Origin of the sequence: Pseudarthrobacter sp. NPDC059871 (genome assembly GCF_042731175.1) — a bacterium.
In the GTDB taxonomy this organism is placed as follows: domain Bacteria; phylum Actinomycetota; class Actinomycetes; order Actinomycetales; family Micrococcaceae; genus Arthrobacter.
On the sequence record NZ_JBHWJV010000001.1, the window covers coordinates 38,820 to 60,953 of the forward strand.

A 22,134-nucleotide genomic window follows, 5' to 3' on the forward strand; every position below is an offset into this window, starting at 1 on the left:
GCTTACGCCGGCTTGACCGGCTCCACCTCGATGGCCACCCGGTCCTCGCCGATGCGGGTGAGGACCAGGGTGGCGGTCCGGCCGCCCTTCCTGCTGCCCGAGCCCTTCCCGCCAAGCAGTTGCTTGCGGAGTTCCTCGGGCGTGACGGCGGTGCCCCGCTTCTTGATGTCCAGCACCGTGATGCCTTCCTGCTTCACCCAGGACTTCAGCGCTTTGACGTTGTAGGGCATCACCCGCCGGACTTGGTAGGCGCGGGCGAACGGGGTGTCGACGAGGGCGGGCGAGCAGATGTAGGCGATGTGCTCGTCCAGCAGGTGCCCGCGCAGTTCGAGGGCGAGGTCGGCCACGAGGCCCGCCCGGATGACGGCCCCGTCCGGCTCGTACAGGTACCCTTCAGCCGGGCCCACCGGCGCCTCGGGACCCTGCCCGAAATCCTCTCCGCTGGTCATTTCGGCGGCTCCCTGCGGTCCCAGGAGCAGTGCTGCGCGGCGGATCCCCGGGCGGCTGACGGTGTTGAACCACAGGGCCACCTCGGTGACGTCCCCGCCCACGGACACCCATTGCGCCTCGCAGCCCTGAGGTACCGATTCGTGGGGCATGCCCGGTCCCATCTTGACGCCCACGGCCTTCCCTGAAGCGGCAAGGGACTCCACGAAGGACAACGGGGGAGAGAACGCCTCAGGGTCCCAGATGCGCCTGGTGCCCGAGGTGGAGGTGACCCGGCGCGCGGGGTCCAGCCAGACGCCGTCCGCCCCGTCCAGGGGCACCGAGGTGGCGTCGGCGTGCACAACCGACGCGTTGGGGAAAGGAATGAGGTTCACCGTGGCGCAGGCAGCCGTGGTTTCATCGAGCTCCACTGCCGTTACTGCGATGTCCAGGGAGGCGAGGGCCAGGGAATCGGCGCCGAGCCCGCAGCCCAGGTCCGCCACGTGGCTGACCCCGGCGGCGGCGAACCGCTGGGCGTGCCGGGCGGCAACGTTCAGGCGGGTGGCCTGTTCCAGCCCCGCCTGGGTGAAGAGCATCTGGCGGGCGAACTCGCCGAACTTGGCCTCGGCCTTCGTGCGGAGCCGGGACTGCGTAAGCACCGCGGACACCAGCTCGGGGCTGTGGCCGGCCTTCCGGAGTTGACCGTTCAGGGCGAAGGACCCGTCCTCGGTGTAGGGGCCCAGCGACGCCAGCAGCTCCCATCCTTCGGGGGTCAGCAGTGGTGCAATCTGGTCCTGGGGAGCGTGAGCCATGCGTTCCAGCCTAGTGCCCCGGGCTGCTGCGGGATGCCGATAGTGTTGAACCCATGGTTGACAGCGCAGGTCCCGAACAGTCCGGAGAACAGCAGCCCCCGGTGCAGGGCCTGGCCAGGTTCGCGCGGCCTGCGTTGATCGCAGGTGCGGTACTGGCTGTGGTGTGCCTGGCGCTGCTGGTCATCATTTTCTTCCTGGACACGTTCAACGCCACGGTGTATTCGGTGGGCGGCAATAACGTCCAGGACAACACGCAGGAAGCGCAGGACATCCGGGGCCTGTATTCCGGTGCGCGGGCGGGAGGAATCGCCCTCCTGGTGGCGTCGCTGCTGGTGGTCCTCGCGTCCTCCGTGGTCCTTTACCGGGCCCGTAACCGGGGCAGCGCCTCCGACGGCGGCGAGGACGTCGACTTCGACGACCTCGGCCGCTGAGGGCGCTGGCCCGCACCCGTCAGCAGGACCCCCGAAATCACCAGGACGCCGCCTGCAACCTGGGCGGCCGTGATGGGCTGGCCCAGCAATACGGTGATGATTGCAGTGAACACCGCGATGAGGTTGAGGTAGTTTCCGGCATGGGCCGCGCTGGTGCGCTTCAGGGCCAGGTTCCACAGCAGGTAGGAGCCCAATGAGGGGAAGACGGCGATGAATGCCAGGGACCACGCCCCGGACTGGGTGGACGGGAATCCTGCACCGGTTACGGCGGCGACGGGAGCGAGGGCAACGGCCGCTATGGCCGCCTGCAGGGCCGTGGAGGTGACGGCGGGGACCGCCACGCGGCGGGCAAGGACCGTGTAGAGCGCCCAGACGGTGATGGCCGCCAGGATCAGCAGTTCGCCGGCTCCCAATGAGAAGGTCAGGAGCCGCTGCAACTGGCCGCCGGTGAGGACAAGCAGGACGCCCGCCAAACCAAGGGCCAGGCCGATCCAGCCCAAGGGCCGCGGCCTGTCCTTCAGCAGCACCGCGGCAAGCACCATGATCAGCACCGGGTTCGCGGCCGTCACGAGGGATGCGTTCAGGGCCGAGGTGTGCTGGAGGGCGCTGTAAAGCAGCAGGGTGTAGGCGGTCATGCCCAATGCGCTGAGCAGCAGGAGCGCGGGCCAGTGACGGAGGGCTGCCCCCCAGTTGGGGCGGTCCACCACGTGCGCGAGGAACAGCAGCGGCAGGGCGGCCAGTGTCCAGCGCCAGAACGTCAGCTGCAGCGGGGCCATGGACTGGACGGCGGCCTGGCCCACCACGAAATTGCCGGCCCAGAAGAGGGTGGCAAGGATCAGGAAGAAGGCAGCTCGCACCGGTTCAATCTACAGGCGAAGTGTTCTCCCATGACGAAATGGCTGGCACTCGCCTTGACCGAGTGCTAACCCCCGCCTAGAGTCTTCATTAGCACTCTCCCTAGGAGGGTGCTAACACATGAAGAGCTGCCAGCCTGGCTGCTGCCGGCACCGCGACGACGGTTGCCAGCCACGGCAAACGGCTTTCAAGTCCACGAATTTGCTGACGAAAAGGAGAGGTCCGAGTGTCGGTCTCTATTAAGCCTCTTGAGGATCGTATTGTTGTCCGCCCGCTCGAAGCCGAGCAGACCACGGCTTCCGGCCTGGTAATCCCGGACTCCGCGCAGGAGAAGCCGCAGGAAGGCGAAGTTGTCGCAGTTGGCCCCGGCCGCTTCGAAGACGGCAACCGCGTCCCGGTCGACGTAGCTGTCGGCGACGTAGTCATCTACTCCAAGTACGGCGGAACCGAAGTCAAGACCGGTGGCACCGAGTACCTCGTGCTGTCCGCCCGCGACGTCCTGGCGATCGTCGTAAAGTAAATCTTCCGGATCCCCGCGCCGCTGGTCATGCCTTGATGCTGGTCAGCTGCGCGGGGTTTCTGTCTTGAAAGGACACAACCATGGCAAAGCAGCTTGCGTTTAACGACGCTGCCCGCCGGTCCCTCGAAGCCGGCATCGACAAGCTCGCCAACACTGTCAAGGTGACGCTCGGCCCCCGCGGCCGCAACGTCGTCCTGGACAAGAAGTGGGGCGCGCCCACCATCACGAACGACGGCGTCACCATCGCCCGCGAAGTCGAGCTGGACGACCCCTACGAAAACCTTGGCGCACAGCTCGCCAAGGAAGTTGCCACCAAGACCAACGATGTTGCCGGTGACGGCACCACCACCGCAACGGTCCTGGCCCAGGCACTGGTTAAGGAAGGCCTCCGCAACGTGGCCGCCGGCGCCGCTCCCGGACAGATCAAGCGCGGCATCGAAGTTTCGGTTGAGGCCGTAGCGGCCCGCCTGCTCGAGAACGCCCGTCCGGTCGAAGGCACCCAGGTTGCCAACGTGGCATCCATCTCCGCCCAGAGCGACGAGGTGGGCGAACTGCTCGCCGAGGCATTCGGCAAGGTGGGCAAGGATGGTGTGATCACCATCGAGGAATCCTCCACCACGCAGACTGAGCTGGTCCTCACCGAAGGCATGCAGTTCGACAAGGGCTACCTGTCCCCGTACTTCGTCACCGACGCAGAGCGCCAGGAAGCAGTCCTCGAGGACGCCCTCATCCTGATCAACCAGGGCAAGATCTCCTCCGTGCAGGAATTCCTGCCGCTGCTGGAGAAGGCGCTGCAGAGCTCCAAGCCCCTGTTCATCATCGCCGAGGACATCGACGGCGAGGCCCTGTCCACGCTGATCGTCAACCGCATCCGCGGCACCCTCAACGTTGTGGCAGTCAAGGCTCCCGGCTTTGGCGACCGCCGCAAGGCCATGCTGCAGGACATCGCCACCCTCACCGGTGCGCAGGTTGTTTCCCCCGAGCTGGGCCTGAGCCTGGACACCGTTGGCCTCGAGGTGCTCGGCACTGCCCGCCGTATCACCGTCACCAAGGACAACACCACCATCGTTGACGGCGCCGGTTCGGCAGAGGACGTCTCCGCCCGCGTTGCCCAGCTCCGCGCTGAGCTGACCCGCACCGATTCCGACTGGGACAAGGAAAAGCTCCAGGAGCGCCTGGCCAAGCTGGCCGGCGGCATCGGCGTCATCAAGGTTGGCGCGGCCACCGAAGTTGAGCTGAAGGAAAAGAAGCACCGCATTGAGGACGCCGTGTCCTCCACCCGTGCGGCGCTCGAGGAAGGCATCGTCTCAGGCGGCGGTTCCGCACTCATCCACGCCCTCAAGGCACTGGACGAGGACCCTGCAGTCAAGGCACTCGAAGGTGACGCTGCCGCGGCAGTCGGCATCGTCCGGCGCGCCCTGACCCAGCCGCTGCGCTGGATCGCCCAGAACGCCGGCTTCGATGGCTACGTCATCGTCGCCAAGGTGAGCGAGCTCCACGCCAACCACGGCTTCAACGCCAAGTCCGGCGAGTACGAGGACCTGATCGCTGCCGGTGTCATCGACCCCGTCAAGGTCACCCGCGCTGCCCTCCGCAATGCTGCCTCCATCGCTGCCCTGGTTCTCACCACCGAGACCCTGGTAGCGGAGAAGCCTGCTGACGAGGACGAGCACGCAGGCCACAGCCACTAAGGCTGTTGTCCCGCGGCTATAGCCGAAAAACAGAGAACCGGTCCGGCATCCGCCGGGCCGGTTTTTTGTGTGTTGTCAGGAGGCCATCTCCCGGGTTTCAACGTCGCCGGCACGCTCATAGACCAGCGACACCGCCCCCTTGGGAAAGGAACGGACCGGCTCGGCGAGGCGGAACGTGGAAGGGACGGTCCCGGCGTCGAACAACCGCTTTCCCTGCCCGAGTGCCACCGGGTACAGCCACAGGTGGAGACGGTCCAGCACGTCGGCGGCCAACAATGACCGGATGAGGTGGCCGCTGCCGAACATCTGCACCTCGTCATACTGCCCGCGGAGCTGTCCCGCCGCCGCAGCGTCCGGGAGCACCGTGGTGCCTTCCCATCCGGGATCGCTGAGGGACCCCGACACCACGAACTTCGGCACCCGGTTGAGCACGCCGGCAATCGCATCTGACTGGTGCGGCCAATACGAGGCAAAGATGTCGTAGGTTTTCCGGCCGAGGAGCAGTGCATCCATGCGGTCGATGGCCGCGGCGATGTCCGCCCCGGCCTCATCATCGGAGACCGGCGCCTGCCAGCCGCCGAAGGCGAAGCCGTCAGCGGGGTCCTCCTCCCGGCCACCGGGCGCCTGGTACACGCCGTCAAGGGTGATGAACAGGTTCGCAACGATGATGCCCATCCGTCCATTCTGGAACCGGCCCCCTCACCTGTCGAGGGTCCGGCGGCGTGGCAGACTGTTGCCATGCTGCTGGACGAGCTTGTGAGGACCACTGACGCCGTTGCGTCCACCCGCTCCAGGCTGGCAAAGGTGGACGCCCTGGCCCAGCTGCTGAAGCGCCTCGACCCCGCGGACATTCCTGCCGCCGTCGGCCTCCTCACCGCCAAGCCCCGCCAGGGGCGGGTGGGCGTCGGGTGGCGCGGCATGTCGGCGGCCATGGGGGAGCCTGCCGCGGAACCCGGCCTCACGCTCGCCAACCTCGATGCCGCCCTGGACCGGCTCCAGGCCCTCGTCGGGGCGGGCTCGGCAGCCGAACGCGCGGCCACGCTCCGCGAGCTCACCGCGGAGGCAACCGAACGGGAACAGGCGTTCATCGGCGGCGTGCTCCTGGGCGAACTGCGAACGGGAGCGCTGGAAGGTGTCCTGACCGATGCAGTGGCCCGCGCCGCTGAGCGCTCCGTCGAGTCAGTCCGCAGGGCCGCGATGCTCTCCGGCGACCTCGGCTCGACGGCCCGGCTCGCGCTGACCGGCACAGCAACGGAGTTGGATGCGGTGGGCCTGAAGGTGGGCCGGCCCGTGCAGCCCATGCTCGCAGGGACAGGCGCGAGCGTCACGGCTGCGCTGGACACCACGGGCGAAGCGTCCGTGGAATACAAGCTCGACGGCGCCCGCATCCAGGTGCACCGGTCCGGCGATGAGGTCCGCATTTTTACGCGCACCCTGGCCGAGGTGACCCACCGGCTTCCCGAAGTGGTGGAGGTGGTGCGCGGGTTCCCTGTGCACGATGTGATCCTCGACGGCGAGACCCTCGCCCTGGGAGAAGACGGCGCCCCGCGGCCGTTCCAGGAGACGATGTCACGGTTCGGCGCCGATGCCGCACGCACCACGGTGCTGCATCCCTGGTTCTTTGACGTGCTGCACATTGATGGCCGGGACCTGCTCGATGAACCCCTGTCCGAACGGATTAAGGTGCTCGAATCCATTGCCCCCGCCCACCGGATCCCGGGGGAGATCACCGCGGACCCGGAGGTTGCCGGGCGGATCTCGCGGGACGCGCTTTCCGCAGGGCATGAGGGCGTCATGCTGAAATCTGTGGGGTCCCTGTACGCCGCCGGGCGGCGCGGGTCCAACTGGATCAAGGTCAAGCCCGTGCTCACCTACGACCTCGTGGTGCTCGCGTGCGAGTGGGGCTCGGGGCGGCGCACCGGGATGCTGTCCAACCTGCACCTTGGTGCCCTTGACCCTGACGGCGAGTTCGGCGATCCCGGCGGGTACGTGATGGTGGGCAAAACCTTCAAGGGCCTCACCGATGCCCTGTTGCAGTGGCAGACCGAACGGTTCCAGGAGATCGAGGTGCGGCGCACTGCTGGCACCGTGTGGGTGGAACCGGTCACCGTCGTCGAGATTGCCATCGACGGCGTGCAGCAATCCCCGCGGTACCCCGGCCGCATCGCCCTGCGCTTCGCACGGGTCAAGGGCTACCGCGAGGACAAGACCGCCGCTGAGGCGGACACCATCCAAACCCTTGGGGCACTGCTGCGCCCCTGACCCGTCCGCCGGCCTGCTGCTTGTCTGGCGCGGGTGCCCGGCGTACGGTGACGCTTAGGCACCGCCGCGGCCAGCGCACGACGGCGGCGGGCCGGCTCGGCGGGTATCCGGAAGGAGGCCAGGTGTCGGCTGAAACAGGACTGGACGGTGGTTTGGACGGCGGCCTGGACCGCGGCCGTGCCGCCTTCCGCGAGCAGCGCTGGACCGATGCCTTCCAGACCCTGCGGGAAGCAGACCAATCGGGTGGACTTCCCGCGGCCGACCTGGAACGCCTTGCCACCGCCGAAATCCTGACCGGCAGTGCCGCTGCCGGGTTTGCGTCGCTGACCCGGGCCCACGAGGAATACCTGGTGGTAGGGGACCTTGCCGGGGCCGCCCGCTGTGCGGGTTGGATGGCGATCCACCTCATGCACTTTGGCGACGGAGAACGCGCGGGCGGGTGGCTGGCGCGGGGGCAGCGGCTGGTGGCGGAGATCCCGCGGCCCGACGCCGTCGAGGGGTTCCTGCTGATCCCGACGTCCCTGGCACGCCTGCACCAGGGTGACCACGGGGGAGCGCTTGAGCTGCTCGCCCGGGCCGCCGGCATCGGCCAGGCCTTCCAGGACCGGGACCTCATGGCGCTCGCCCTGCTCGGTACGGGCCAGGCAGCGGTGGGGCAGGGCAGGGTGAAGGAGGGCCTGCAAATCTTTGACGAGGTCATGGTTGCGGTGACTGCCGGTGAAGTTTCGGCCATACCGTCGGGGATTGCCTACTGCGCCGTCATTGCATCCTGCCAGCTGGCTTTCGACCTCGGCCGGGCACTGGAATGGACGGCAGCACTTGACCGCTGGTGTGCCGGTCAGCCGGACATGGCGGCGTTCAGCGGCCAGTGCCAGGCCCACCGGGCAGAACTGTTCCGGTGGCACGGTGCCTGGGACGAGGCGCTGGCCGCTGCCACCGCGGCGGATGCCCGCACTGCGGAGAACGACCCCGAGGTGCAGTTCGGAGCCCACTACCAGCGGGGCGAGGTGCAGCGGCTTCGCGGCCAGCTGGACGCCGCCGGCCTCTCCTTCAGCGCCGCAGCCAGCAGCGGATACGAGCCACAACCCGGCCTGGCCCTGCTGGTACTCCAGCGCGGAGGCATCCAGCAGGCGCAGTCGATGATCCGCAGGGCAGCCGGAACCGCGGACGCCGTCATCCGCCGGCACTTGTTGCCGGCACTGGTGGAGATTGAACTGGCAGTTCCGGATGTGGCGGCGGCACGGCAGGGAGCCGATGAACTGGGCCGCTTCGCCGCAGGCTCCGCCACGCCCATGGTGCGCGCCGTTGCCGCCCAGGCTGACGGGGCCGTCCGGCTGGCAGAGGGAGATCCGGCCGGGGCCTGCGCAGCGCTGCGGCGGGCCTGGCGCCTCTGGTTCGACCTTGGCGTGCCCTACGAGGCCGCCCGGTGCAGGGTGCTCATCGGGCAGGCCTGCCTTGGGCTTGGCGACGAAACGTCGGCGGACATGGAGCTCACTGCCGCCCACGAGGCCCTGACAAGTCTCGGCGCAGCGCCCGCCGCGGCGTGGGCGGCCTCACTGATGCAGCGTGGCCGCGGCAAAGGTGCCGGCCCGCTCACCCCGCGCGAGGAACAGGTCCTGCGGCTGGTGGCGTCCGGACAGGGAAACCGTGCCATCGCCGTCGGGCTCTTCCTCAGTGAAAAGACGGTGGCACGCCACGTCAGCAACATCTTCCTCAAGCTTGGCCTGACGTCGCGGACAGCAGCCACGCGTTATGCCTTCGAACACGGGCTGGCTGATGGCCCTGGGTAGAAATACCCAGCGGATGTCCCCGCCGATTTGCATATATTGGCCGACGCACCCCGCGCGGGCCCGGGCATAGCCTCAGAGCATGAACGAGAACACCACCGGTACTGCAGGTACCAACAGCGCTCCGGAAGTGCTGGACACCCTGGTGATCGGCGGCGGGCAGGCAGGGCTGGCGATCGGCCACCATCTGTCCCGCCAGGGCCGGCAATTCCTGATTCTCGATGCCAACCCGAGGATCGGTGACGGATGGAGGCTGCGCTGGGATTCCCTGCGCCTTTTCACCCCGGCAAAATACAACGGACTTCCCGGAGTTCCCTTCCCGGCTGATCCGCTGTCCTTTCCCGGCAAGGACGATATGGCCGATTACCTGGAACGCTACGCGGCCGGCCTGGATCTTCCGGTGCTGACCGGAGTCAGGGTGGAGCGCCTCTGGCATGAAGGCGACCGCTATGTGGCCGCCGCAAACGGGCAGCGCTGGGAGGCCCGCAACGTGGTCCTGGCCACGGGGGCGGAACGGCATCCCAAAGTTCCGGTGTTCGCCGCGGACCTGAAGGGCTCAACCGTGCAGTTCCACTCCAGCGCCTACAAGAACCCCGCACAGCTCCAGGACGGCTCCGTCCTGGTGGTGGGCCTGGGCAACTCCGGAGCCGAAATCGCCAAAGAGGTTGCCCGCACCCACGCAACGCTTGTTGCCGCGAACGAGCCCAAGGAAATGCCCTTCAAGCACGGCAGGACAACAGCCCGCTTCGTCCTGCCCCTGGTCCGGTTCGCCGGCCTGCACGTCCTGAGCCTGGGCACCCCGGTGGGACGGAAGGTTGCGCCGGAGTTCACAGCCCACGGGGCACCGCTGATCAGGACCAAGCGCCGGGACCTTGCTGCCGCCGGTGTCCATTTCGTCCCCCGGGTCAGCGGCGTGGAGGACGGCCTGCCGGTCCTCGCAGACGGGACGCGGGCCGACGTCGCGAACGTCATCTGGTGCACGGGATACCAGGAAGATTTGGACTGGCTTGACCCGGCCCTTGCAGGCGCCGGTGGAGGTCAGCGGCAGCACCGCGGAGAGGCACTGGACGCCCCCGGCCTGTATTTCCTCGGCCGGAATTTCCAGTATTCAGCGGCGTCCGCCACGGTGACCGGAAGCGTCCGGGATGCCAGGTATCTGGCCGGTAGGCTGCTCTCACGACACGCGGTCGATTCGGGAAGGAGTGCAGCGTACCGCTAAACTTGACGGTTGATTACGCGCTCCGAAGGGTTTGATGTGCCAACACTGTGGACCAAGGGAGCGACGGCGCCTGCCGCTGACCGCCGGCAGGCGTCCCGAAAATCGTCATTCCGCCCCGAAATCCAGGGCCTCCGATCCCTCGCTGTCCTCATGGTGGTGACCTACCACGTGTGGTTCGGCCGGGTGTCAGGGGGCGTGGACGTCTTCCTCCTGATCTCCGCGTTCCTGATGACCTTCCAGTTCGTTGGGCGCCACGAGCGCAGGGAGCCCTTTGCCCTGCTCAAGCACTGGCTGCACCTGTTCCGGAGGCTCCTTCCCGCGGCCGTCACCGTTATCGTCGCCACCCTTGCCGTCTCCTACCTGGTCCTGCCGCGGACCCGGTGGCTGGACCTCATCGACCAGGGTTGGGCGTCTCTCTTCTACTCGGAAAACCGGCTTCTGCAGGCGCAGGCCGTGGACTACTACGCGAACGACCACAGCCTTGCCAGCCCCCTGCAGCACTTCTGGTCGCTGTCCATCCAGGGCCAGGTATTCATCCTGTGGCCGCTGATCTTCCTCGCGGCAGCCTGGGCAGCCCGCCGGTTCAGGCTTTCCTACCGGCCGCTGCTGGCCTACGTGTTCTTCCTCGTGTTCCTCGTCTCGCTGGCGTACTCGATCTACTTCACGGCCACCAACCAGGTCCAGGCGTACTTCGACACGGGCGCCCGGCTCTGGGAATTCGCGCTGGGTACGCTGGTGGCCCTGGTTCTTCCCGGGCTGCGGCTCTCCCGTGCGGTGCGCATCGTCATGGGCTGGGTAGGTGTGGTGGCCATGCTCGCCTGCGGCATCCTGCTCAACGTGCAGGCAGCTTTCCCGGGCGTGGCAGCACTGTGGCCAACCGTCGCCGCCGCATTCGTCATTGTGGCCGGCCAGACGCAAAGCCCGGCCGGTGTGGACCGGATCCTCAGCTCCAAACCCCTGGTCAAGCTGGGAGACATCTCCTACGGGCTGTACCTCTGGCACTGGCCGGTGCTGGTGCTCGCGCTGGCATGGACCGGCAAGGAACATGCGGGCTGGCTGTCCGGCACGGTCATCATCGTCTCGGCGCTCGCGCTCGCGTACCTGACCACCCGCTTCATCGAAAAGCCCTGGCGGGAATGGAAGTGGCCCGAGGCCAGGAAGCGCCGTGCCGTCCTGGCCATCATGCTGGCTGTCTCCGTGGCAGCGGCGCCCCTGGCACTGTGGCGCCACCAGTTGGACACAGAACGCCGGGTGGCCCAGGAACAGAAAGTGGCGAACAACCCGGGCTCACGGGTTCTGGATCCGGCGTTCACCGGTACCGTGCCCGCCGGCGACGTCACCCTGCTTCCGACGGCCACCGACCTGCCCCAGAACTGGGTCTCCCTCGACGGGCCCTGCACGGGCGACATCACTCCGCAGGACCAGGCGGTGAAGGACACGTGCTTTGAACAGAAACCGTCCGGTAATCCCTCGCGGCGTGTCCTGGTGCTGGGGGACAGCCATGCGCAGCAGTGGTCCGGGGCCGTCAAGCCCATCGCCGCACAAAACAACTGGCTCCTGTACTCCATGCTGAAAGGCGCCTGCAAAGTTGCGCCGGCCGGAAAGGCGGCCAGCGACGATTGCGAGACCTACAACGCGTCCGTCCAGAAGGAAATAGAGCGGCAGCAGCCGGACGCCATCATCCTGCTGGGCACCGCTGCGGCGCCTTCCAGCTCCGCAGAGGAACTGACGCCCGGCTTCGCGGACCTGGTGGGGCCATGGATCGACAAGGGCATCGACGTGGTGGCGCTCAGGGACAACCCCCGGTTTACGTTCAACATGGCTGAGTGCGTCGTGACGGACGGCCCGGACGCCCAGTCCTGCCGGCCGGCCGTACGGGACTCCCTCGCGCCGGAGAATCCCCTTGCCACCCTCAAGGACAGCCTGCCGGGCCTGGCAATCCTGGACCTCACAGACCGGATCTGCACGGCCACGGAATGTCCCGGAGTGGTGGGAAACATCTTCGTCTACCTGGACGACAACCACCTCACGGCCGAATACACGGAAAGCATGGCTGACGAGTTTGGCAGGCGCTTCTTCGAAGCAACGGGGTGGAAATGACAGGCAGCGATAAGGTGCAGCCGGCGGCGGGTACCAAAACCCGGACGGCCTCCTTCAGGCCCGAGGTCCAGGGGCTGCGGGCCCTCGCCGTCCTGATGGTCGTGGCCTACCACGTCTGGCTGGGAAGGGTCTCCGGCGGCGTGGACATCTTCCTGCTGATCTCTGCCTTCCTCCTCACGCTGTCCTTCGTGCGAAAAGCCGAAACGGGCCGCCCCTTCGGTTTACTGGGGCACTGGCTCCACCTCTTCAAGCGCCTGCTGCCCGCCGCCGTCGTGGTGATCCTCGGTGTGCTGGCCGGCACCTGGATGATCCTGCCGCAGGGCCGCTGGCCGCAGATCCTGGACCAGGCCTGGGCATCCCTGCTTTACCGGCAGAACTGGCTGCTCGCCGATACCGCCGTGGACTACTACGCCCAGGACCACGCCGGAGCCAGCCCGCTGCAACACTTCTGGTCGCTGTCCATCCAGGGCCAGGTATTCATCCTCTGGCCGCTCATCTTCGTGGCCGCCGCCGGCATCCTCGCTGCTCTGCGCCGCGTCCCGGCGTGCGCAGGCCTGACCTACCGGGGCCTCCTGGGAATCAGCTTCGGCGCCGTGTTCGCAGTGTCGCTGGCCTACTCCGTTGAGCAAACGGCCGGCAACCAGGCGTACGCCTACTTCGACACCAGGGCCAGGCTGTGGGAGTTCGCCCTGGGCTCCCTGCTGGCACTCGCACTGCCGTACGTCAAACCCGGCAAGGCGCTGCGCGTTGTACTGGGCTGGGCCGGCCTGGTGGGAATGGTGTCGTGCGGCCTCCTCCTGACGGTGGACCGGTCCTTCCCCGGTTTCGTGGCGCTCTGGCCCACCCTGTCCGCCGCCGCGATCATCGTGGCGGGACAAACCGGCAGCCGGTACGGCGTGGACCGTCTGCTCAGCAGCAAGCCGGCCGTGGCGCTGGGCGACAACTCCTACGCCCTGTACCTGTGGCACTGGCCGGTGTTGGTCCTCGCGCTCGCGGCCACCGGCGTCGAAACCCCGAACCTCATCCAGGGGCTGGGCATCGTGGGTGCGTCCGTCCTGCTGGCCGTCCTCACCACCCGGTTCGTGGAGAAGCCGCTACGGGACTGGCACTGGCCCAAACGGCGTGCCTGGCGCACCGCCGTCGTCATTGCCGCCTGCGGTGCCATCCTCGCCGGACCCGTTTCCGTCTGGCAGACCTTCCTCACCGCGGAGGAAGCCGCGACGGCGGCCCAACCGAGGGAGCTGACGCCCGGCGCCGCGGCGCTCACCCCGGGAATCGAGGCGAACCCCGCTCCCGCCGCGAGGATCATCCCGGGCCCCTCAGCCCTGGACAATGACTGGGCCGGTATCCAGACCCCCTGCGTCGGGTCCAACGCCACGGACAATCCCATCCTCGAAGGGTGCCGCCAGGAGATCCCCGAAGGCGGCGGGACCAAGCGAATCGTCGTCCTCGGCGACTCCCACTCTCAGCAGTACCTCGGTGCGCTGGCCCCCATCGCCGCGGCCAAAGGCTGGGAACTGGTCACCCTGCTGATGCCTGCCTGCAGGTTCGGTGCCGAGTCGGACACCAGGACCGCCGAATGCAACGCCTACAACAGGGCAAGCTCTGACTACGTGCTGGAACACCGGCCCGACGCCGTCTTCACCGTGGCATCCCTGACGCACGAGGAAGCCCCGTTCGAGACGGAAGTCCCCGGCTACCTGGACGGCATCCGCCCGTTTGCTGACGCAGGGATCGAAATCCTGGGCATCCGCGACAACCCCCGGTTCACGGTCAACATGCCCGAGTGCGTCCAGCGCAACGGTGCCGACGCCCCGGAATGCAATCCGCCCCTTGCCGAGTCCCTGGTGGAGCCTTCGCCGCTGGAAAATTACCGCGGCAAGGTGGACAGCCTGCACCTGATGGACATGAGTGACTTCATCTGCGCCCGTGGCGTCTGCCCCGCGGTGGTGGGCAATGTCTATGTGTACAAGGACGACAACCACCTGAGCAGGACCTACGCCGAATCCATGATTCCCATGTTCGAGCAACGGCTGCTCGCCGCCACCGGCTGGACCTGAGCCATGCCCCTGACGGCCGCACGCCAAGGTGTGGGGCCGGGGGAGTGCGGTTGCTCACATCGTCCAGCTGGAATAGGGGGATTGGCGCGAAGGTTCTAATATTTACTCAACACTTTCTGCTCCGGATGGCCGGCCGACGCAAGCGGCGATTCCGGAGTATGTCCTGCACAGGCCAGTTCCGTAATGACGGGCTGGTCATCGGCTGCAACCCCTGCCCGCCCCAGCAACCAAGGTAAGAGGCGCACTCATGACCGAGCCCGAACACAACCCCTTTGGCCTTATCGGCCTGACCTACGACGACGTCCTGCTCCTGCCCGGGCACACGGACGTTATCCCGTCGGATGCCGACACCTCCTCGCGGATCTCCAAGCGGATCACCGTGCAGACCCCCCTGCTGTCAGCTGCAATGGACACCGTCACTGAGTCCCGCATGGCCATTGCCATGGCCCGCCAGGGCGGCCTGGGCGTGGTGCACCGCAACCTGTCCATCGCCGACCAGGCTGACCAGGTTGACCGCGTCAAGCGCAGCGAGTCGGGCATGATCACCAACCCGCTGACCATCCGCCCGGAGGCCACCCTCCGCGAGCTCGATGACCTCTGCGCCCAGTACCGCGTCTCCGGCCTGCCCGTAGTGGACGAGGCGAACCGCCTGCTGGGCATCGTCACCAACCGCGACACCCGCTTCGTGCCGGAGTCCGACTTCCCGCTGCGGCTCGTCAGCGACGTCATGACCAAGATGCCCCTGATCACCGGGCATGTGGGGATCAGCCGCGAAGAAGCTTCGCACAAGCTGGCCACCAACAAGATCGAGAAGCTGCCCCTGGTTGACGAGCAGGGCCGGCTCAAGGGCCTGATCACCACCAAGGACTTCACCAAGGCCGAGCAGTACCCCCTGGCCACGAAGGATGACGAAGGCCGCCTCCGCGTCGGCGCAGCCATCGGTTTCTTCGGGGATGGCTGGGAGCGCGCCATGACGCTGATCGACGCCGGCGTGGACGCCCTGTTCGTAGATACGGCCAATGGCCACTCGCAGGGTGTCCTGGACATGATCCGTCGGCTCAAGTCGGACCCCGTAGCCGCCCACGTGGACGTCATCGGCGGCCAGGCAGCCACCCGCGAAGGCGCGCAGGCGCTGATCGACGCAGGTGCTGACGGCATCAAGGTTGGCGTCGGTCCCGGCTCCATCTGCACCACCCGCGTGGTGGCCGGCGTCGGCGTTCCGCAGATCACCGCCATCTACGAATCCGCCAAGGCCGCCATTCCTGCCGGCGTTCCGCTGATTGCCGACGGCGGCCTGCAGTACTCCGGCGACATCGGAAAGGCCCTCGTGGCCGGTGCTGACACCGTCATGCTCGGATCCCTCCTGGCCGGCTGCGACGAATCTCCGGGCGACCTGATCTTCGTCAACGGCAAGCAGTACAAGTCCTACCGCGGCATGGGCTCCCTGGGCGCCATGCAGTCCAGGGGCAAGAACACGTCCTACTCCAAGGACCGCTACTTCCAGGCCGACGTGTCCGGCGATGACAAGCTGATCCCCGAGGGCATCGAGGGACGCGTGGCCTACCGCGGCCCGCTGTCCTCCGTGGCCTACCAGCTCGTCGGCGGCCTGCGCCAGACCATGTTCTACACCGGTGCGCCGACCATTCCCGAGCTCAAGGCCCGCGGCAAGTTTGTCCGGATCACCCCGGCCGGCCTCAAGGAATCGCACCCGCACGACATCCAGATGACGGTGGAGGCGCCGAACTACGGTTCACGCTGACGCTGGCACTGAAGATGGGATGGGCAGCCTGCCCATCCCCTCTTTTTTGCCGCGGGAGTCCGTGCTGCCAGCGGTAATAGGCTGATGGCATGTCCCAACCGAGCCATCCGCCCGAACTAAGCCCCAAACGCGAGCCCGCACGCAGGCTTGCCCTGCGGCCCTACGCCCGCGCGGTGGCCCAGGTCCTGAGGGTAAGCTTCCGGGCGTCTCCGGGGGCCGTGGTCATGAAGGTGCTCGGCTCACTCATCTCCGCCGTCCTTCCGCTCGTCACCACCTACTTCGCGGCCCTCACCACCACAGCCCTGGCGGCGGCGTATGCGGGCGACGCCGGGGCGGGACAACGGGCCATCGTCTACGTCGTCATCACCGCAGTGCTCGGTCTTTTCTGGGGAGCTTTTACCAGCGTTGACCGCTACATCCAGCAGCTCATGAGCTTCAAGGTGGGCGCCATCGTCGGTGACCAGATGTACGAGCGGTTCCTGGCGCTGGAATTCTGGCGCTACGACGACAAGGAAACGGTCGATCTCTACGACCGGGCCAAGCGCTTCTCGGATTCCTATGCCCGGGTCCTGGACCGCATCGCGGCGATCTTCACGCAGCTGGTGTCCGTGATCCTGGCGGTGGGGGCCCTGCTGTTGGTCAGCTGGTGGATAGCGGTGATCGTCCTGGTGGCCATCATCCCCAGCGTCTACCTGCAGTTCAAGCTGTCCCGCGAACAGATAGCGCACTGGAACACCCAGGTGGATTCCCGGCGGCAGCGGCGGATGATCGAAACCAACCTGCTCCGCCCCCAACACATCGCCGAGATGCGGCTGTACGGCGTGGTCGGCTTCCTGATGGGCCTGAGGTCCCGCCTGCGCGACGCGGACGAACGGCGCCGGCTCGATTACCAGCGGCGCTACATTCCCCGCCAACTGGCTGCCGACGCCCTCCAGTACGGTGCGGAGGTGGTTTCGCTGATCTGGGTGGTGGGCCAGATCATTGCGCACGCCCAGCCTGTGGGCCAGTTCCTCTACGTCCAGCAGATCGTCAGCCGGGCCTTGTCCACGGCGAACAACCTCGTCTCCTCGCTCAGCTCCATCGACGAGGACCTCGCCAACCTGAAGGATTACGAACTGTTCATGGACCTGCCCGTCCACTCCGGGCACGCCCCGCCGCTGCCCGCCGCGCCTCGCGAAGTGGAACTCCGGGACTTACGCTTCACCTACACGGGCAGCGACGTGGAGGTGATCCGCGGCATCAGCATGACCATCCGGGAGGGCCAGCACATCGCCATCGTGGGGGAGAACGGCGCCGGCAAGTCGACGCTGATCCGCATCCTCGCGGGCCTCTACCGTCCGGATTCCGGGCAGGTGATGCTCGACGGCGTCGACCTCGCCGCGGTGGACGTCACCTCATGGCACCGGCACCTGGCGGTGCTCAGCCAGGAGTTCCTCAAGTACGAGTTCGCCACCGCCGCGGAGAACATCTACTTCGGCGATGTGCAGAGCCCCCGGGACGAGGCCAGGATCCGCCGCTCGGCGGCCGACGCGGAGGCGCTGGACTTCATCAACAAGCTCCCCAACGGCCTGGAGAACCACGTCAGCAACTGGATGGAGGACCCGCGCGGCCGCAAGGGGAGCGGCCTGTCCGGAGGCCAGTGGCAGCGGCTGGCCATGGCCCGTAACTTCTACCGGGACGCAGCCTTCATGGTGATGGACGAACCCACATCAGCCATCGATGCCCTTGCCGAGCACCGGATCTTCACTAGGCTTTTCGCGGACCGCAGCAGCACCATCATCGCCATCAGCCACCGGCTCGCCACCATCGAGAAGGCGGATGTTGTCTACATGCTGGAGGACGGGCAGGTAGTGGAGCAGGGAACACACAAGGAACTGGTGGCCCTCCGCGGCCGCTACTTCCGGATGTTCGAATCGCAGCTCACCGTGGATGAAGCCGGCCAGCCCTGAGTCAGCGCCGGACTGGATCCTGCCCCTCCACCACGGTGGTCCGCACCCGGGCGAGGCTGGGGCGGGGCGGCACGCTGCTGAACCCGAAGGTCACCGGAGGCACCACCGGAGCCAGCGCACCGGCGTCGGCCCTATCCCAGCTGACGACGGCGGACCTGACATGGTGGAGGTCGCTCACACCGTAGTACTCCAGCCTGCCGCTGCCGGCCGTACCAAACGTCTGCGCACCCTCAGCCACCAGCGATGCGAGGGGGTTGACGGTGGCCAGCCAGCGAGGATGCACGGCCAGCCGGTGCGGAAGCAGTCTCAGCGCTGAACCCAGCAACATCCTGCGTCCGGTCACCGCCCGGATTGCCAGCGGGCCGGCATCGACCGACAGGATCCGGTCCGCCAGGACTGCGCGGACGTCAACCACCTGTACGTCGTCAAACCGGTAGGTGGCGGCGATGAATTCCGCTACGGCTTCGCTGGGTGCCAACAGCAGCCTGTGCCCTGAGGGCTGCTGGACCATGACGTCGGCAAAAGCGCCAAAGGGGGAATGCTGCCACATGCCCACCACAGTACGCAGGCCAGAGGAGGTACCGATCCCGGCAATGTGCCCGTCGAAGATCCAGCGATTGCGCATCGGTCTGCCCCCCGCTACCGGCCTACAGCGGGCCGTAGCCGGCGTTGCCGTGCGGATCCCGCCAAACCGCCAGATCTTCTTCCACAGCACGCCGGAGCCCGGGGTTGGCCTGAACCCGCAGCCGAAATGACTGCCGGGCACGGCCCATTACCGTGGAGGGGACCACGATGCACGCGACCAGGAGGGCCAGGAGCAGCACGAAGGCGCCAACAAGGGTGATGGCCGTGCCGTCACCCTTGGCCGCGGCGGACGGCAGGTACAGAGCCAGGATCCCCGCCAGGGCAACTCCCAGGACCGACACCATGGCGATGCCGCCGCGGGCCGATCCCGGGCCACGGCTGATGAGCAGCCTGCCGGTATCCGGAAGTGAGGTGCGAACCCGCTTCCAGGACCACACGCCGAGCAACGTCAGTGCCGCCCCTAACGGGAGCAACACCAGTACCGGGGCGGGATGCCCGTACATGGCTGAAAAGAATGCGCCCGCAAGGGCCAGAACGGGTCCACCCGCGATCGCGCTGCTCCAACCGGCAGCGAGGGTGCCTTGGGCATCTGCCAACTGCCGCAGCCGGGACGGCGCGTTCGGCGGGCTGACGCGGGCCAGTTCAGGCGAGAGCCAGTGGTCGAGGGAATGCGCGGGTGCGCCGGCGGGGAAAGGAACGTGATGTGTCATGCCGGGAGCAGGCCCAGTCCCCGGCGGAGCTGGTCCTCAAGATCCTCCGATTGCAGCGGCGCAGGGGCAGGCGTGGCGTCATCACCGGTGACGATCTCCAGGGAACCATCGGGCTCCGTCTTGACGTGGACGGAGTGGAAGCGGCCGTCCGCGAGGTGCCTGCGGACCGTGCCGGCCGCCGGGCGTCCGTCCGGTGCGGTCCCAAGGTAGAACGTGACCATCTCGACGGCGGTGGTGAACATGCCGTCGGAACCGGTCAGCGGACGCAGTTCGTGGACACCGAACTTGCTGAGGCTGAGGACCAGGGCGCCGCTGTCCGAGCCGAACAGAAAGTAGACGTGTTCGGCTTTGGGGGTCACCAGGGCAACCTCCAGCCAAGCATCGGAGTCCGCAAGGACCCCTGCCACGCTTGCGGCCGGGCCTGCCGGTACGAGGCTTTCCTGTTCAACGGTCATGAGTCCGCGTTCCAGGAGGGTAGCCACTCCCGCCTGTTCGAGCGGCGCCCCGGCAGCGTGGTCAAGCCTGAAGAGGCTCTGGCACTTCAGTGCGCCAGGCGTTCCGGCCAAGGCAACCAAGGCGATGAGTTCGTGTTCGGTGATGGGCAGGGGTGCGTCTTCTTGGATAGTCACAACAGCCTTAGGGTCGACAGGTCTCGGGTCTTATTCTAGGGAAGCCGGCCCTCAGGTGAGCCAGCCCCACACCTTCTTGGCGCCGTCGGCTACGGCATCAATGGTCTTCTTTGCACCATCAGCCACGGCATCCGCGGTCTTCTTGGCGGCATCTGCCACCATCTCCGAGGCCGAACCGTAACCGAGGTTCGAGGCCAGCAGGCCCATGCCGCCCCAGGCTATCCCTGCCACAGCGAAGAAGGGTCCTGCGCCCGGGATAAAGCTTCCGGCCGCAAGGACCGTGGAGATGCCGCCGTCGATCGCCATTCCGGTGTTGCCGCTCTCCAGGCCCTGTGCGAACTGGAGCCCGCCGGTGACGATCCCCAGGCCACCGGAAAGCCGGCCCAGCATGGACGTGCCGTTGAGGAGCTGGGTTCCGCGCACATAGCCCACCCCCGGCACCTGCGCGTACTGCGCGCTGAGCCAGGGCCACTTTGTGAGCTGCGTGAGGAGTCCGCCCTTGGCCATGGTGGCCAGCAGGTTGTCCGCGTACAGCCCCGCACCGGTCACGGCGGCGTTGGCGCCCCACCAGCCAGGACTCGCGGCGACACCCAGCACACTGTCGAGGGGGTTCGTCGCGTCAGTGCCCGGGGCAGTACTGCCCGGACCCGGCGTGACGGGACCGCCGGATGATCCGCCCGTGCTGGCGTTCTCCTGCTCATCAGCCTGCGTGAGGAGAGTCTTGGAGGCGTCAAGGAGGGATTGCGACGTTTGCTTCATCATGGGGCGCCACGTGTCGCTCCACTCACGGCGGAAGCGGCCCCCGTCGTTACCCTTCCAATCGATGGCCGATACCAGGCTGGTGATCTGGCGTTCGGTATCCATCAGGCGTGATCCGGAACGGTCCATGGATTTGGACAAGGACCGCAATTGTTCGATGTCGGCGCCATAGAGGCCAGGGGCCATGGTGGTTCTCCTCGGAAGCTGGGCACGGGAGCGTTCACCGAGCCCCCCGCCCTAGGCTACGTGCTTGGTCCACGCCGCCGCCATGGGCAGCCCTGCCCATCCGGACCCAAGCTTGTCCGCGCCGGGCCCAGGCCAGGCGAAGCCACCGAACCTGCTGGGATAACCTAGAGCAGTGACTTACGAGATCGAGATTGGCCGTGGCAAGCGTGGGCGTCGTGCCTACTCCCTGGATGACATAGCTGTTGTCCCCAACCGTCGCACCCGTGACCCCAAGGACGTCTCGGTCTCGTGGCAGATCGACGCCTACCAGTTCAGCATGCCTGTCATCGCCGCCCCCATGGATTCAGCCATGTCTCCCAAGACGGCCATTGCGCTTGGACGCCTCGGCGGACTGGGCGTCCTCGACCTCGAAGGCCTCTGGACCCGGTACGAGGACCCGCAGGCAGTCCTGGATGAAATCAGTGCCCTGGGGGACGAGACCAACAGCCCCGCCGTCACCGGCCGGATGCAGGAGCTCTACAAGGCCCCCATCCAGCCCGAACTCATCACGTCCCGCTTGGCCGAAATCCGTGAAGCCGGCGTCACCGTCGCCGGCGCCCTCACGCCGCAGCGCACCCAGGAGCACTACAAGACCGTCCTGGCTGCCGGCGTCGACATCTTCGTCATCCGCGGCACCACCGTGTCCGCCGAACATGTCTCCAAGGACCACGAACCGCTGAACCTCAAGCAGTTCATCTACGAGCTCGACGTACCCGTAATCGTCGGCGGGGCCGCCGGCTACACGCCGGCCCTGCACCTCATGCGCACCGGCGCCGCTGGTGTCCTGGTTGGCTTCGGCGGCGGGGCAACCACCACCACGCGCCGCGCGCTGGGGATCCACGCGCCCATGGCATCGGCGATTTCCGACGTCGCCGCCGCCCGCCGCGACTACATGGACGAGTCCGGCGGCCGGTACGTCCATGTCATTGCCGACGGCGGCATGGGCACCTCCGGCGATATCGTCAAGGCCATCGCCATGGGCGCCGACGCCGTCATGCTGGGCAGTGCCCTGGCCCGCGCCGAAGAAGCGCCGGGCAAGGGCTGGCACTGGGGCCAGGAAGCCCACCACCTGGAACTCCCGCGCGGGGACCGGGCCAACGTGGGAACCGTCGGACCCATGGAGGAAGTCCTGTTCGGACCCGGCCACCACACCAATGGAACGTCCAACCTGATCGGTGCGCTGCGCCGCTCCATGGCGACCACCGGCTACTCGGACCTGAAGGAATTCCAGCGGGTCGACGTCGTGGTTTCCCCCTACGAAGGAAACTGACTCCCACGCTTTCCGGCAGGGCGTCCGAAAGGGCGCCCTGCCCAAGCGTGCCCCAAGCAAGTAGGGTGGTTCTACTACCGGCACT

At 67.2% G+C, this 22,134-nt stretch carries 18 protein-coding genes; 11 read left to right on the plus strand and 7 right to left on the minus strand.

The window, feature by feature from the left end; translation table 11 throughout:
- Positions 1-2: 2 nt before the first annotated feature.
- Complete coding sequence (locus ACFV4R_RS00165) at positions 3-1,238, minus strand: SAM-dependent methyltransferase (RefSeq protein WP_377203874.1); 1,236 nt, start codon at positions 1,236-1,238, stop codon at positions 3-5.
- Between the two features lie 53 nt (positions 1,239-1,291).
- Between ACFV4R_RS00165 and ACFV4R_RS00170 the strand changes: the two genes are divergently transcribed.
- Positions 1,292-1,669, plus strand: a complete 378-nt coding sequence (locus tag ACFV4R_RS00170; RefSeq protein WP_377203875.1) for a hypothetical protein — start codon at positions 1,292-1,294, stop codon at positions 1,667-1,669.
- Here the strand turns inward: ACFV4R_RS00170 and ACFV4R_RS00175 are convergent.
- A complete protein-coding gene (locus tag ACFV4R_RS00175; RefSeq protein ID WP_377203876.1) occupies positions 1,597-2,526 on the minus strand; it encodes a DMT family transporter in 930 nt (309 codons plus the stop codon). The two genes, ACFV4R_RS00170 and ACFV4R_RS00175, sit on opposite strands and share 73 nt — an antisense overlap.
- Before the next feature lie 224 nt (positions 2,527-2,750).
- On the opposite strand from ACFV4R_RS00175, the gene groES reads away from it, so the two are divergent.
- Both groES and groL read left to right on the plus strand, forming a co-directional pair.
- Positions 2,751-3,044, plus strand: coding sequence for a co-chaperone GroES (gene groES / locus ACFV4R_RS00180; RefSeq protein WP_003805290.1), 294 nt, complete (start codon positions 2,751-2,753; stop codon positions 3,042-3,044).
- An 80-nt stretch (positions 3,045-3,124) separates the two neighbouring features.
- Positions 3,125-4,735 carry a chaperonin GroEL gene (groL, locus tag ACFV4R_RS00185; protein WP_377203877.1) on the plus strand — a complete coding sequence of 537 codons (1,611 nt, stop codon included), beginning with the start codon at positions 3,125-3,127 and terminating at the stop codon, positions 4,733-4,735.
- Positions 4,736-4,810: 75 nt separating this feature from the next.
- Here the strand turns inward: groL and ACFV4R_RS00190 are convergent, their stop codons facing one another.
- Positions 4,811-5,410 carry a dihydrofolate reductase family protein gene (locus ACFV4R_RS00190; RefSeq protein ID WP_377203878.1) on the minus strand — a complete coding sequence of 200 codons (600 nt, stop codon included), beginning with the start codon at positions 5,408-5,410 and terminating at the stop codon, positions 4,811-4,813.
- 63 nt (positions 5,411-5,473) lie between these two features.
- Here ACFV4R_RS00190 and ACFV4R_RS00195 point away from each other — a divergent pair, with 63 nt between their 5' ends.
- The 7 genes from ACFV4R_RS00195 to ACFV4R_RS00225 all read left to right on the plus strand — a co-directional run bounded on the left by ACFV4R_RS00195 (position 5,474) and on the right by ACFV4R_RS00225 (position 17,871).
- Positions 5,474-6,997 (plus strand): ATP-dependent DNA ligase, encoded by a 1,524-nt coding sequence (locus ACFV4R_RS00195; RefSeq protein WP_377203879.1) that lies wholly within the window; start codon positions 5,474-5,476, stop codon positions 6,995-6,997.
- 122 nt (positions 6,998-7,119) lie between these two features.
- A complete protein-coding gene (locus ACFV4R_RS00200) occupies positions 7,120-8,787 on the plus strand; it encodes a LuxR C-terminal-related transcriptional regulator (protein ID WP_377203880.1) in 1,668 nt (555 codons plus the stop codon).
- Positions 8,788-8,866: 79 nt separating this feature from the next.
- Positions 8,867-10,003 carry a flavin-containing monooxygenase gene (locus ACFV4R_RS00205; protein WP_377203881.1) on the plus strand — a complete coding sequence of 379 codons (1,137 nt, stop codon included), beginning with the start codon at positions 8,867-8,869 and terminating at the stop codon, positions 10,001-10,003.
- 9 nt (positions 10,004-10,012) lie between these two features.
- Positions 10,013-12,103: an acyltransferase family protein gene (locus ACFV4R_RS00210; protein WP_377203882.1), complete on the plus strand. Its 2,091-nt coding sequence runs from the start codon at positions 10,013-10,015 to the stop codon at positions 12,101-12,103.
- Positions 12,100-14,163, plus strand: coding sequence for an acyltransferase family protein (locus tag ACFV4R_RS00215; RefSeq protein WP_377203883.1), 2,064 nt, complete (start codon positions 12,100-12,102; stop codon positions 14,161-14,163). The genes ACFV4R_RS00210 and ACFV4R_RS00215 overlap by 4 nt, the downstream gene beginning before the upstream one ends.
- Positions 14,164-14,410: 247 nt before the next feature.
- Positions 14,411-15,922 (plus strand): IMP dehydrogenase, encoded by a 1,512-nt coding sequence (guaB, locus tag ACFV4R_RS00220; RefSeq protein WP_377203884.1) that lies wholly within the window; start codon positions 14,411-14,413, stop codon positions 15,920-15,922.
- Positions 15,923-16,011: 89 nt separating this feature from the next.
- Positions 16,012-17,871, plus strand: coding sequence for an ABC transporter ATP-binding protein (locus ACFV4R_RS00225; RefSeq protein WP_377203885.1), 1,860 nt, complete (start codon positions 16,012-16,014; stop codon positions 17,869-17,871).
- 1 nt (position 17,872) lies between these two features.
- Here ACFV4R_RS00225 and ACFV4R_RS00230 read toward each other — a convergent pair whose 3' ends face one another.
- Genes ACFV4R_RS00230 through ACFV4R_RS00245 form a run of 4 tightly spaced genes read right to left on the minus strand, consistent with a single transcriptional unit; the run spans position 17,873 to position 20,740 of the window.
- Positions 17,873-18,496 carry a hypothetical protein gene (locus ACFV4R_RS00230; RefSeq protein ID WP_377203886.1) on the minus strand — a complete coding sequence of 208 codons (624 nt, stop codon included), beginning with the start codon at positions 18,494-18,496 and terminating at the stop codon, positions 17,873-17,875.
- Positions 18,497-18,518: 22 nt separating this feature from the next.
- Positions 18,519-19,166 carry a hypothetical protein gene (locus ACFV4R_RS00235; protein ID WP_377203887.1) on the minus strand — a complete coding sequence of 216 codons (648 nt, stop codon included), beginning with the start codon at positions 19,164-19,166 and terminating at the stop codon, positions 18,519-18,521.
- Positions 19,163-19,795, minus strand: a complete 633-nt coding sequence (locus ACFV4R_RS00240; protein ID WP_377203888.1) for a hypothetical protein — start codon at positions 19,793-19,795, stop codon at positions 19,163-19,165. Before ACFV4R_RS00240 ends, ACFV4R_RS00235 begins: the two co-directional genes overlap by 4 nt.
- Before the next feature lie 51 nt (positions 19,796-19,846).
- Positions 19,847-20,740 (minus strand): WXG100 family type VII secretion target, encoded by an 894-nt coding sequence (locus ACFV4R_RS00245; protein WP_377203889.1) that lies wholly within the window; start codon positions 20,738-20,740, stop codon positions 19,847-19,849.
- Positions 20,741-20,912: 172 nt separating this feature from the next.
- On the opposite strand from ACFV4R_RS00245, the gene ACFV4R_RS00250 reads away from it, so the two are divergent.
- Positions 20,913-22,049 (plus strand): GuaB3 family IMP dehydrogenase-related protein, encoded by a 1,137-nt coding sequence (locus ACFV4R_RS00250; protein WP_377203890.1) that lies wholly within the window; start codon positions 20,913-20,915, stop codon positions 22,047-22,049.
- The last annotated feature ends 85 nt before the right edge of the window (positions 22,050-22,134 follow it).